This window comes from Roseateles sp. Mitsp63, assembly GCF_059491535.1.
Window position 1 is genome coordinate 3,389,535 of sequence record NZ_CP168509.1, and the last position, 12,221, is coordinate 3,401,755.

At 69.5% G+C, this 12,221-nt stretch carries 7 protein-coding genes; all 7 read right to left on the reverse strand.

Features of this window, described 5'->3' with window-relative positions:
* Window positions 1-8 precede the first annotated feature (8 nt).
* The 7 genes from ACEN96_RS15040 to ACEN96_RS15070 all read right to left on the reverse strand — a co-directional run bounded on the left by ACEN96_RS15040 (window position 9) and on the right by ACEN96_RS15070 (window position 12,147).
* Window positions 9-863 carry a MipA/OmpV family protein gene (locus tag ACEN96_RS15040; RefSeq protein ID WP_495583899.1) on the reverse strand — a complete coding sequence of 285 codons (855 nt, stop codon included), beginning with the start codon at window positions 861-863 and terminating at the stop codon, window positions 9-11.
* Between the two features lie 88 nt (window positions 864-951).
* A complete protein-coding gene (locus ACEN96_RS15045; RefSeq protein WP_495583900.1) occupies window positions 952-3,519 on the reverse strand; it encodes a beta-L-arabinofuranosidase domain-containing protein in 2,568 nt (855 codons plus the stop codon).
* Window positions 3,519-5,051 carry a glycoside hydrolase family 43 protein gene (locus ACEN96_RS15050; protein WP_495583901.1) on the reverse strand — a complete coding sequence of 511 codons (1,533 nt, stop codon included), beginning with the start codon at window positions 5,049-5,051 and terminating at the stop codon, window positions 3,519-3,521. Before ACEN96_RS15050 ends, ACEN96_RS15045 begins: the two co-directional genes overlap by 1 nt.
* Window positions 5,052-5,053: 2 nt before the next feature.
* Entirely contained in the window at window positions 5,054-6,607 is a 1,554-nt protein-coding gene (locus ACEN96_RS15055; protein ID WP_495583902.1) for an alpha-N-arabinofuranosidase, read from the reverse strand.
* 95 nt (window positions 6,608-6,702) lie between these two features.
* Window positions 6,703-8,451: an IlvD/Edd family dehydratase gene (locus tag ACEN96_RS15060; protein ID WP_495583903.1), complete on the reverse strand. Its 1,749-nt coding sequence runs from the start codon at window positions 8,449-8,451 to the stop codon at window positions 6,703-6,705.
* A gap of 95 nt (window positions 8,452-8,546) precedes the next feature.
* Window positions 8,547-9,530, reverse strand: coding sequence for a glycoside hydrolase family 43 protein (locus ACEN96_RS15065; protein WP_495583904.1), 984 nt, complete (start codon window positions 9,528-9,530; stop codon window positions 8,547-8,549).
* Between the two features lie 4 nt (window positions 9,531-9,534).
* Entirely contained in the window at window positions 9,535-12,147 is a 2,613-nt protein-coding gene (locus ACEN96_RS15070; protein ID WP_495583905.1) for a TonB-dependent receptor, read from the reverse strand.
* Window positions 12,148-12,221: the final 74 nt, after the last annotated feature.

Below are 12,221 nucleotides of genomic sequence, written 5' to 3' on the forward strand. Positions count from 1 at the left end.
GCGCGCGCTCAGAAGTGGTACCAGAGGCTGACGCTGACCGTCTGCTGCAGCTTCGAGCGCGTCAGCGGCGAATGCGCCGCATCGCCGACCAGCCAGGCGTTCTGCCATTCGCCGCTGATCGACCAGCGCTCGGAGAACTTGTGCTCGCCGGTGAGCGTGAGGCTCCAGTCCATCAATCCGGCGCGCGGGTGCCATTCCGGCAGGCCGCTGGCGCGGGCCTCGCCGGCGCCGATGCCATAGCCGCCGCGCAGATGCGCGCCATTGGCCCAGGTCGCGCCCAGGGTCAGGCCCAGGAAGTCCTCGCCGATGGGGATGCCGGTGGTGGCGCCCAGCTCCAGTTCGACGCCATCGTGCCTGCGGCCGCTGCCCCACGACAGGCCCGATTGCAGCAGCAGGAAGCCGGTCGCCTGCACGTTGGCGAAGGCCTCGGTCGTCAGGCGCGAGCCCAGCCGGTCGATGCCCTTGGGCGTGAAGCGGCTCGGCCGGCCGAATTGCGGCCACAGCCGCGCGCCCGCCTGCCAGGTCTTGGCGGTCTCGGCGCTGGCCAGCAGCGGCACGAGGTTCCAGCCAACGCCCAGGTCGGTTGAGACGAAGGCCCCCTTGGGCGAGAGGTATTCGAAGGCCGGCAGCACGTTGTCGCTGTGCGCGCTGCTGCCGGGCGCGGACGGCCAGCTGTGCAGCGAGATGCCGCCGGACCAGCTCGGCTCCGCCGGCGGCGCATCCATCAGCACCAGGCTGCCGGACGCCCACGCGGGCGCGGCGCCCGCCATCAGGGCGGCGCACAGCGCGGGGAGGGGAGACCACGGCAGGAAACGGTCAGCGGCAGGGCCGCGCGTGGAACGGGGCAGGACGGATCGGCGCAAGGCTGAAAGCGGATCGCGAAACGGATCGCGGGATTCTAGGCAGCGAGCTCCGCCTCAACCTTGCGCTTGTCTGTCAGCCCCCGGGCGCTCAGGGGCGAAGCAGCCGCAGATCGTAGATTCCGCCCGCGATCGACCCGGGCTCGGCCACCAGGCGCACCCGCAGCGCGCCGTCCGCCGGACGCGGCCAGTCCTCGGGCAGCGGGAAGTCGCGGCTGTAGATCTCGGCGCCGGCGGCGCGTCCAGGCACGCCGTCCGCGCGCAGCGTGAGGTCCGCCAGCCGCCGGTCGTTGACCCAGATCGAGAAGCGCCGTCCGTCGTCCAGCGACGAGAAGGCGAGCCGCAGCACGCGCGCCTCGCGCTTCGGATCGTTCAGGCGATAGCTGAGCCATGCCGTCGCATGGCGCCAGCGGCGTCCCTTGTTGAGTCCGGTCTCGACGCCTTCGCCGGTGAAGCCGTGATCGCTTTCGGGCTGTTGCTCGCCTGGCGCGACCGCGTCGACCGTGCGCGCCTGCAGCGCCAGGCGCTCGCGTTCCTCGCGGGCCAGTTGCTCGCGGCGGGCCTGGGCGTCGGCCGGTGTGCTGTACGGCCAGTACACGACGTAGCGCGAGTCATGCACGCGGAAGAAGGGCTCGAGCAGCAGGTCCCGGACCGGCGCGCCATCGGCGCCCTGCAGCAGCGGGCCTGCGCTGAAGGTCAGCGAGCGGCCCGCCACCGGCGCGAGTCGCCCGCCGAAGTCCGCCTTCGCGCTGACGAAGAGCGGCGACTGCGCGAGCGGCACGAGGGCGCCGTGCGCGACGTGGTCCATGCGGGCCTCGCCGGCACGGAATTCGAGCCGCTCGCCAGCGATCGGCGCGGTCCTCGCGGCCAGCACGATCGGGCCATGCAACACCGCGACGAAGTCGGTGCGCGTGGGCATGGGCTCGAGCGTCGTGCGCATCGGCAGGCGGACCTCGACGACATCCCCCGCGCGCCATTCGCGCGTCAAGGCGACGTAGCCGCCTGGCGCGGCCTCGGCGGCGCTCAAGCCCACGGCCTGGCCGTTGACCTTCACCCGCAAGGCGCCCGGAGCGAGCCATCCGGGATGCCGCACCTTCAGCGTGAATCGTGATCCGCGCGGCGCTTCATCGACGACGATCCGCGTCGCCGCCTCATCGGGGAAGCGCGTGTGCTGCGTCAGGCGCAGGCCGCGCTCGCGCCAGTCGAGCGAGGACGCGACGAACAGGTTGACGAACAGCACCGGCGCGCCTTGCCCGTCCCCGCCCTCATCGCGCGAGTAGATGAACTGCCCATGCCGCGCATGGCTCTCCAGCCCGGACCCCACGCAGCACCACATGCCCAGGTCCACCTGCGAATACACGCGGTAGTGGTTCGGCCGCATCGGCGTGAAGTACACGAAGCCGCCCGCCGGATGCTGCGAGGCCAGCACATGGTTGAACAGCGCGCGCTCGTGGTAATCGGCCAGGGCGGCCCGCTCGGCGTCATCGGCCGCATGCGCATGCAGCAGCTCGGTGAGCTTGAGCATGTTGTAGGTGTTGCAGGTCTCCGGGCCTTCCACCTCGTCCAGCATCGGCTGGAAGTCGGTCAGCGGGTGGAAATGCTCCCTGACGCTGTTGCCGCCGATGGCCACGCTGCGGCGCTCGCGCACCGTGCGCCAGAAGAAGCGCGCCGGCGCGAGCCAGTCCTCGTCCGCGGCGCCGTGCCCGCGTTCCTCGGCGATGCGCGCGAAGCCGATCACCTTCGGGATCTGCGTGTTGGCATGCAGGCCGGTGAGCGCGTCGCGCCGCTCGCGCAGCGGGTCCAGGATCGCCCGGTGCGAGAAGCGCTCGGCCAGCCGCAGGTAGCGGGCGCCGCCGCTCATCGCGGCGATGTCGGCGAAGAGCTCGTTCATGCCGCCATGCTCGGCGCGCATCATGTCCTGCAGCTGCGCGTCGCTCAGCGGCTCGAGCAGCGCCAGCGCCCAGGCGCCGAGGTCGATCAGCATCTCGCGCGCGAGCGGCTCGCGCGTCAGCTGCCAGGCATCGCGCAGACCGGCGAAGGTCTTGTGCAGGTTGTACCAAGGCACCCAGCGGCCGTTGACGGAGAAGCTGTCGACCTTGAGCTCGCCGCGCGCGACCTCGCGCCACGCCGCCTTGCCATCGGGAATGCCGCCGAGGTAGCCATCGCCATTGGCGAGCTGGCACAGGCGCAGCGCCCTCAGCACCGCCACGAGGCGGCGATGGACACGCTCGTCGCCGGTGGACGCGGCCATCATCGCCAGCGCCGACAGGTAGTGCCCGCCCATGTGGCCGTCCAGGCCGCTGCTTTCCCAGTTGCCATAGGACGGCTTGGGCAAGGGCAGGCCGGCTTCGCGGCGGAAGGGCGCGAGCAGCCGGTCCGCGTCCAGCGCCATCAGGTAGCGCAGATCGACGTCCTGCGCCGCCTTCAGCGGTCCATCGAGCAGGCGCACCCGCGCGAGCGGGAAGCGGCTGGCCGCGGCGGTGCCAGGCCTTGCCGGCCTCTCATCGGCAGCCATGTCCGCCGCGTCGGTCGCGCCGGTCGCGCCGTCCGCCGCGACCAGCGCGCCGAACGCGGGCCCGCAGACCGCGCTGGCCGACGCGGTCGCGGTGCCGCACAGGCATCCTCGAAGGAAGCCGCGCCGTCCGAGGTCGCGCCGCATCAGCTGCCCGTGCGCGCGGCCCAGATCGACACGCCGCCGCTCGATTGAGCCGTCAGCGTCACGACGAAGGCGCCCGCGTTGGTGTTCCACTGCCGCGACAGAACGCCGGAGAAGGTGCCGCCCGCCGTGCCGCTGCCGGTCAACGTGAGCGCGACGCGGTTGCTGCCTTGATGCGTCCAGCTGCCGCTGGCGCCGCCGCTGACCGTGCCGTCGGCCGCGAGCGTCACCGCCACCGAGGTCTTGGCCGTGGCCGTGATGTCCAGTCCGTGGTTGATCAGCTTGTAGCGGCCGGCGGTCTCGGCCGCGCTCACGGCGGCCGGCGCCGCCGGAACCGCCAGCGACAGCGGCGCGTAGCGGAAGGGCGCCGCGACCAGCCAGTCGTCGGCGTTGAGGAACATCTCGTGCACGCGGACCTGGTGGAGCTCGCCGGTGCCCGGGAAGCGGGTGTGGAAGATCAGGAAGTACTGGCCCGTCGCCGGGTCGTGGTACGCCGAGTTGTGCCCCGGCGAGACATAGCCCAGCGGCGTGCCGGTCTCTCCCGCGGCCAGCGCCCATTGGTGGCCGCCCATCAGCTTCTGGCCGTGCGGCGTGATGCTGGCGTCGTCGAACAGCGTGCCCGCGGCGCCCTTGACGGTCGCCATGTCGGTGCCGCGGCCGTCGACATACGGGCCATCGGGATTGCGCGAGCGCGACACGCGCAGGTTGTAGCCGCCGTTGGCGTCCAGGCCGCCGAAGCTGCAGAACAGGTAGTAGTACTGCGACACCGGGCTGTAGAGCACGTACGCGCCCTCGATGCGCGCGTGGTTGCCGCCCATCAGGTGCCTGCCGTAGCCCTGGTTCGGCAAGGGCAGGCCGGTCGCCTTGTCGAGCGCCATGATGAAGAGCCCGCCCGAGTACGAGCCGTAGACCATCCAGGGCTGTCCGCCCGCATCCTTGAAGACCTGCGGGTCGACGACGTTGGGATGCACCGTCGCGTCGTAGATCGTGCCGTCCTCGCTGGGCAGGCCCCACTGGCCGGACTTCAGCAGGATCTGCTGGTTCACGTAGGGACCGGTGACCGCGTCCGCGATCGCCACGCCCAGCGCCGAGCGCGGCGAGTCGCCCTTGCACGCGCAGTAGTACATGCGGAACCTGCCGTCGTCGAGCCGCGCGACATCCGGTGCCCACAGGTCGGTGACCTGCGCCCAGGCGAAGGTGTCGGCCAGCTCGGCCGTGACCTTGTTGAACAGCGGATTGGCGTCGTTGACGCCGTCAGCGACCGGCGTCCAGTTCATCAGGTCGGCCGTCTTCGCCGCCGCGAGGTGCGAGCCGAAGACATGGAAGGTGCCGTCGACACGGATCACCGAGGGATCGTGCACCGAGACATCGGCGAAGGTCACCGGCGTCTGCGCGGGGGCGGGCGCGGGGGCCGGCGAGGGCGCGGCCGCGGCGGCGTCCGCGCCGGATGAACCGCCTCCGCCGCCGCAGCCGGTCAGGACGAGCGCCGCCGCGCCGCCCTGCGCGAGCAGGGTGCGCCGCTTGATCGTGCGCATGCTCAGCCCTCCAGCGCGACGACGACGATGGACTTGGGCGGCAGCGGCAGGCTCAGCGCGCCGTCCTTCGCCTGCGCCTCGTAGGCCTTGGGCTTCACGGCGTCCGGCTTGGCGAAGGTGTTCTCGCTGTCCATCGCGTCGGCGCTCAGCACCTGGCCGACCGCGCGCGTCGCCGCCGCGCCCTGCAGGGCCAGCTTCACCGTCTGCGCCTCACGCGGATGGACGTTGACCAGCGCCAGGTACAGCTTGCCGTCCTTGCCGCGCGCCGCCGAGGCGCTCACCGCCGGCAGCGACTTGCCGGCCAGCGCGTACTCGGGATTGCCGCTCAGCGCCGCCGGCAGCGAGGTCGCGTCCTGGAACGGCGTGTACAGCGCGAAGGCGTGGTACGTCGGCGTCAGCACCATGCGGGTCTTGTCCGTGTGGATCATGGCCTGCAGCACGTTGACCATCTGCGCGATGTTGGTCATGTGCACGCGGTCCGCGTGCGCATGGAACATGTGGAAGTGCAGGGCGGCCAGCACCGCGTCGCGCAGCGTGTTGCGCTGGACCAGGAAGCCCGGGTTGGTGCCCGGCTCCGGGTCGTACCAGCTGCCCCATTCGTCCAGGTAGAGCCCGATGCGCTTCTGCGGATCGTTCTTGTCCAGGATCGCGATGTTGGCGGCGACCGTCTTCTCGAAGTCCTGCGTCGCGGACAGCAGCGAGATCCACTCGTCTTCCTTGAAGCCGGCGGCGGCGCCCTTGCCCTCCCACTTGCCGCTGGGGAACACGTAGTAGTGATGCCCGATCGCGTCGAAGTTGAACTTGATGTTCTGCGTCGACAGCACCTCGGTCCAGCGCGTGTCGTTGGCATTGCCGCCGCTGGCGATGAACTTCGGCCGGTTGTTCTCCGGCGTCTTCAGGAAGGTCGCGACCTGGCGGTACTGGTTGACGTAGTACTCCGGCGTCATGTTGCCGCCGCAGCCCCAGGCCTCGTTGCCGACCGCGAAGTAGCTGACCTTGAAGGGCTTGTCGCGGCCATTCCTGCGGCGCAGCTGCGCCAGCGTGGAGTCGCCCTCGGCCGTCATGTACTCCAGCCATTCGGCCATCTCCTGCGCGCTGCCGGTGCCCAGGTTGCCGTTGACATAGGCTTCGGCGCCGAGCTGCTCGACCAGGTCGAAGAACTCGTGCGTGCCGACGGCGTTGTTCTCCGCCACGCCGCCCCAGTGCGTGTTGACCTTCACCGGCCGCTTGCCGCGCGGGCCGATGCCCTCGCGCCAGTGGTACTCGTCGGCGAAGCAGCCGCCAGGCCAGCGCACCAGCGGCACGTGCAGCGCCTTGAGCGCGCCCACCACGTCCTTGCGCCAGCCGCGCACGTTGGGGATCTTCGAGTCGGGTCCGACCCACATCCCTTCGTAGATGCCGGTGCCCAGATGCTCGGCGAACTGGCCGTACACGTTGCGATGGATCACGGGTCCGGGCTTGCCGGCGTCGATGCTGAGCTGGATGTCGGCCGCGTGCGCGCTCCATGCGAGCAGGGCGCCCGTGGCCAGGCCCATGGCCGTTCTGTTGAGGGTCATGCTTGTCTCCTGTTGTCGTTGTGGACGTCCGGGCTCCTGGGCACCGAAACGACGAAGGACCGTCTCCGGTCCTTCGCTTTCATGTCATCGCGCGCTCAGTGCGAGTGCCTGGGCACCGCCGAGCCGCGGCAGCCGCGCAGGAAGTCGAAGTCGCAGCCTTCGTCGGCCTGCAGCACGTGCTGGACGTAGAGCTTGCGGTAGCCGCTCTGGTCCGCGGGATCGGGCTGCTGCTTCGCGGCCCACTCGGCCAGGCGCGCCTGCAGCTCCTCATCGGCGATGTCCAGGTGCAGCCGGTTGGCCGCGCAGTCGAGCTCGATCCAGTCGCCCTCGCGCACCACCGCCAGCGGGCCGCCGGCCTTGGCCTCCGGCGCCACGTGCAGCACGACGGTGCCGTAGGCGGTGCCGCTCATGCGGGCGTCGGAGATCCGGACCATGTCCTTGATGCCCTGGGCCAGCAGCTTGGGCGGCAGGCCCATGTTGCCGACCTCGGCCATGCCGGGGTAGCCCCGGGGGCCGCAGTTCTTCATCACGAGGATGGAATCGGCGTCGACCTCCAGGTTCGGATCCATGATCCGCGCCTTGTAGTCGTCGAAGTCCTCGAACACCACGGCCCGGCCGCGATGCTGCATCAGCGCCGGCGTCGCCGCCGACGGCTTGAGCACCGCGCCGCGCGGCGCGAGGTTGCCGCGCAGCACGCAGATGCCGCCGTCCTCGATCAGCGGCTTGGCGATCGGGCGGATCACTTCCTCGTCATAGATCGGCGCGTCGTGGCAGTTCTGCCAGAGCGTCCTGCCGTTGACGGTCAGCGCGTCCTTGTGCGGCAGCAGGCCGTGCTCGCCCAGGCGGCGCAGCACGCCCGGCAGGCCGCCGGCGTAATAGAACTCTTCCATCAGGAAGCGGCCCGAGGGCAGCAGGTCGACCAGCGTCGGCGTGCCGCGGCCGATGCGGGTCCAGTCCTCGAGCTCCAGCGGCACGCCGATGCGGCCGGCGATCGCCTTCAGGTGGATGACCGCGTTGGTCGAGCCGCCGATCGCGGCGTTGGTCCGGATCGCGTTCTCGAAGGCCTCGCGGGTCAGGATCCTGGAGAGCTTCAGGTCCTCCCAGACCATCTCGACGATGCGCATGCCGGAGAGGTGCGCCAGCACGTAGCGGCGCGCGTCGACGGCCGGGATCGCGGCGTTGTGCGGCAGCGAGGTGCCCAGCGACTCCGCCATGCAGGCCATCGTCGAGGCCGTGCCCATCGTGTTGCAGGTGCCCGCCGAGCGCGAATGGCCGGCCTCGGCGGCGATGAAGTCGTGCATCGAGATCTCGCCGGCCTTGACCTGCTCATGCAGCTGCCAGACGGCGGTGCCCGAGCCGATGTTCTTGCCGCCCAGCTTGCCGTTGAGCATCGGCCCGCCGGTGACGACGATGGTGGGCAGGTCCACGCTGGCCGCGCCCATCAGCAGCGCCGGCGTGGTCTTGTCGCAGCCCACCAGCAGCACGACGGCATCCATCGGATTGCCGCGGATCGATTCCTCGACGTCCATGCTGGCCAGGTTGCGCGTCAGCATCGCGGTCGGGCGCAGGTTGGACTCGCCGTTGGAGAACACCGGGAACTCCACCGGATAGCCGCCGGCCTCCAGGATGCCGCGCTTGACGTGCTCGGCCAGCTTGCGGAAGTGCGCGTTGCACGGCGTCAGCTCGGACCAGGTGTTGCAGATGCCGATGATCGGCTTGCCTTCGAACTCATGGTCCGGAATGCCCTGGTTCTTCATCCAGGACCGGTACATGAATCCGTTCTTGTCCTGCGTTCCGAACCACTCGGCGGAACGCAGCTTGATCTTCTTCTTGGCCTCGGTCATTGCAGATGTTCTGTGATGTCTCCGTGAAGGATGCTAGGGAGACGGGTGATTCGGATCCAATCAAAACTTCTCGGGTTTCGATATCGGATCGGATATCAGGAGAGTCCGGCGTCGCCGAAGTCCGGCATGCCGTCCGGCGTCCAGCGCAGGCGCTTGATGAAGGTGTGGCGGTCCGGGTTCCAGAGCGGGTCGCCGACGATCTCGGTGTAGGTGCGGGCGTGATAGACCAGCAGCACCGTCTCGCCGTCCTCGTCCAGCGCGAAGCTGTTGTGCCCCGGGCCGAAGACCGGCCGCGTCGGGCTGGTCGTCAGCACCGGCGCGGGGGACTTGGTCCAGCTCGCCGGATCGAGCGGATCGGCGGACTCGTCCATCCACAGCAGGCCCATCGCGTAGTTCTGGTCGGTCGCGCTGGCCGAGTAGCTGATGAACACCCGCCCGTGGCGATGCAGGACGGAGGGGCCCTCGTTGACGAGGAAGCCGCGGCATTCCCACTCGAACTCCGGCCTGCTCAGCAGCACCGGCGCGCCGTCGAGCAGCCAGGGCGTGCGCATCGGCGCGATGTAGAGGTTGGAGTTGCCGGGGATCGCGGTGTCCTTCTGCGCCCAGAGGTAGTACAGCCGCCCGTGGTGCTCGAAGGTGGTCGCGTCCAGGCAGAAGGTGTCCAGTCCGCTGTCGACCTGGCCCAGGAATTCCCAGGTGCCGGTCATCGGATCGGGCGCGGTGTTCCGCAGCGCATACATGCGGTGCTGGAACAGGCCGCCGACGATCTCGCGGCTCGGCGCCGCGGCGAAGTACACGTACCAGGCGCCCTGGCGCCAGTGCAGCTCCGGCGCCCAGATCAGCTCCGACCAGCGCCCGGCGTCCGGCTTGCGCCAGATCACGCGGGGCTCGGCCGCCGCGAGTCCGTCCCACCGGTCGGCGGCGCGGAGCTCGATGCGGTCGTACTCCGGCACCGAGGCGGTGAAGAAGTAGCGCGCCCGGCCCGCGCCGTCGACATGGCGCGTGAGGTGCGGATCGGCCCGCTGCAGGATCAGCGGGGCCAGCTCGTGCGCCTCGGGCGCCAAGGTCGGAGCGGTCATCGGATCAAAGCTTCCAGCGCAGGCCCAGCGCGACGGTGCGGTCGTAGTAGCGGACATCGCGCACCCGCGACGGATCCTGGTCGAAGTAGTCGTGGTACGCCTGGTTCAGCAGGTTGGTCACGTCCAGCGACACCGTCATCTTCGGTGTGACCTCATAGCCCAGCGACAGGTCCAGTGTCTTGAGCGGCGCGACGTAGAGCTTGCTCTGCGTGCTGCGGTACGGCGCCTCGGCCAGGAACTTGTCGCGCCAGTTGTAGGCCAGGCGCGCATAGATGCCGTTGCGCTCGTACATGCCGACGACGTTGAAGGCGTTCTTCGACTGTCCCAGGAACGGTCCATCGCCCTGCTTGCCGGTCATGAAGGTGTAGTTGACCTCCATCCCGAATCCGCCCAGCCAGCCCGGCAGGAAGTCGTAGAACTGGCGGTAGCCCAGTTCGTAGCCATGCAGGTCGGCGGTGGCGACGTTGATCGGCCGCGTCACGTTGTAGGGGACGCCGTTGATCGTCGTCTGGATCGTCTCGGTCGCGACGCGGTTCTTGAACTTGTGCTGGAACACGGTGCCGGTCAGCGAGCCCGTGCGTGCGAAGTACCACTCCAGCGCGACGTCGGTGTTGTTGGACTCGGTCGGCTTGAGTTCCGGATTGCCACCCGAGAGCGTGCCGAAGATCGTGCCGCCGCCCGGAGGGCTGTTCGTCTGGCCGGGGTTGTACTGGTCGAAGGCCGGCCGCTCGATCGTCTTGCCCCAGACCAGGCGGCCCACGAGACGCGGCGTCAGTTCGGCGCGTAGCGAGAGCGAGGGCAGGGCGTCGGTGCGGGCCGTGTCCACCAGCACCGGCGTGATGTCGTTGGTGGCGGCGTCCTTGGAGTTGCCGCGCAGCGTCTGCTGCGTGCGCACCCAGCGCACGCCGGCGACGCCGGAGACCGGCACGCCCAGCGCATCGAAGCCGAACTTCAGCCGGCCATAGATCGAGCTGGTCTTCTCCGTGTCGTTGAACAGCGTCATCGGGTCGTAGGGCGTCAGCGCGGTGTTGCCCGTCAGCATCTGGCGGAAGGCCTCGCCGTTGTCGAGCAGCCAGTCCCGCGACGCGAAGACATATCGCTTGACGCCGAAGTCGCCGGAAGTGGGTTGCGCCACCTCATAGAGGCCGGGGAAATTGGTCAGCGTCTGACCCGCCGCCGGGAAGGTGGTCGTCCACGGCATGCTGGTGGCGATCGACATCGCGTCGCGCTTGGCCAGCCGCACGCCGGTGCTGAACTCCTTGAAGAAGCCATCGCCCAGGTCGTAGTCGGCGTCGCCGCGCCAGTCGGTGGCGCGGCCTTCGCGGCGGCCGCGCACGTCGACGCCGCCATTGATGTGGAAGTTCGCCGCGTCGGTCAGGTCCAGGTTGGGGTAGTCGATGAAGCCACCGCCGTCGCGCACCGCCGCCACGGTACTGGTGGGGTTGTAGCCCGTGTCCAGGATGCGGTTGACCCAGTCGATCTGGCTGCGGGTGCGGACCAGCTCGGTGCTGAGCTTGAGGCGCTCATTGACGCGCCAGTTGCCGCCCAGCGCCAACTGGTTGTTGCTGGCCTCGTCATGCTTGGCCTGGGTCGAGGTGAAGCCCCAGCCCGGATAGTTGGTATTGACCGCGGTGTCCAGGTTGTCGGTGCCAGGACGGGTGGTGATCACCGTGCCGGGCGCGGGGCGCCAGACGCCGGCGTCATTGATCATGCCGATGCCGCCGACGAGGAAGGACTGCTGGTAGCGATGGTCGATCCGGGTGCCGAAGCCCTCGAGGTAGACCTCCGACTCCTTGCTGGGCTTCCACTGCAGCGCGAAGTTCCCCGCCAGACGCTTGCGGTCGCCGAGGTCGAGCACGCGGCCCATCGCGTCGGTGCCCTTGACCGGGTCGGCGCGGCCGTCGACGACGATGGACTGCGGATCGCCGACAAAGGCGCGCTCATCGTGGTACTTGCCGCGCTGGTAGGACAGCCCGATCAGCGCGCCCATCTCGCCCAGGTCGGTCTTCCAGCGGTTGGAGGCCATGCCGGAGATGTCCGGGTTGTTGGACTTGGCCTTGTCGCGGTGTTCCTCGCGCGCCGACACGACCAACTGCGCGTCCTTGAAGTCGAAGGGGCGGTTGGTGCGCACGTCGATGACGCCGGCCGTGCCGCCCTCGGGCAGCGCGGCCTCCTGCGTCTTGTATACGTCGATGCGCTTGAGCATCGTCGCCGGCACGTCCGCCAGGTACAGGCTGCGGCCGGAGTCCGAGAAGAACTCGCGTCCGTTGAGCAGCGTCACCACGCCCCCCAGGCCGCGGATGATCACCGTGCCGGCCTCGCCGTTGCCGCGCTGGATCTGCACGCCGGTGACGCGGCCCAGGATCTCGGCCACGTTCTTGTCGGGGAACTTGCCGATGTCCTCGGCGACGATGGAATCGACCACCTGGTCCGAGTTCTGCTTGATCGTCTGCGCCGACTCGGCCGAGCGCCGCATGCCGGTCACGACCACCGTCTCGAGCTGGCTGTCGTCCTTCTTCTTTTCCTCGGGGGCCTGCTGGGCCTGGGCGCCGGTGATCAGGCCCAGGACGGTGGCGGCAGCCGCGGTGCCGCGCAACGCGAATGGAATGTGGCTCATGTTGTCTCCGTCGTTTTTCTGCTGGTCGATCCGGCTGGACCCGGATGACGCCCACAACACCCGCAGGGTTGTTT

Excerpts from the sequence above, each read along its gene's own strand:
- ACEN96_RS15050 (WP_495583901.1), bottom strand. The coding sequence starts at position 5,051 with ATGCGCACGATCAAGCGGCGCACCCTGCTCGCGCAGGGCGGCGCGGCG.
- ACEN96_RS15055 (WP_495583902.1), bottom strand. The coding sequence starts at position 6,607 with ATGACCCTCAACAGAACGGCCATGGGCCTGGCCACGGGCGCCCTGCTC.
- ACEN96_RS15045 (WP_495583900.1), bottom strand. The coding sequence starts at position 3,519 with ATGCGGCGCGACCTCGGACGGCGCGGCTTCCTTCGAGGATGCCTGTGC.
- ACEN96_RS15065 (WP_495583904.1), bottom strand. The coding sequence starts at position 9,530 with ATGACCGCTCCGACCTTGGCGCCCGAGGCGCACGAGCTGGCCCCGCTG.
- ACEN96_RS15060 (WP_495583903.1), bottom strand. The coding sequence starts at position 8,451 with ATGACCGAGGCCAAGAAGAAGATCAAGCTGCGTTCCGCCGAGTGGTTC.
- ACEN96_RS15070 (WP_495583905.1), bottom strand. The coding sequence starts at position 12,147 with ATGAGCCACATTCCATTCGCGTTGCGCGGCACCGCGGCTGCCGCCACC.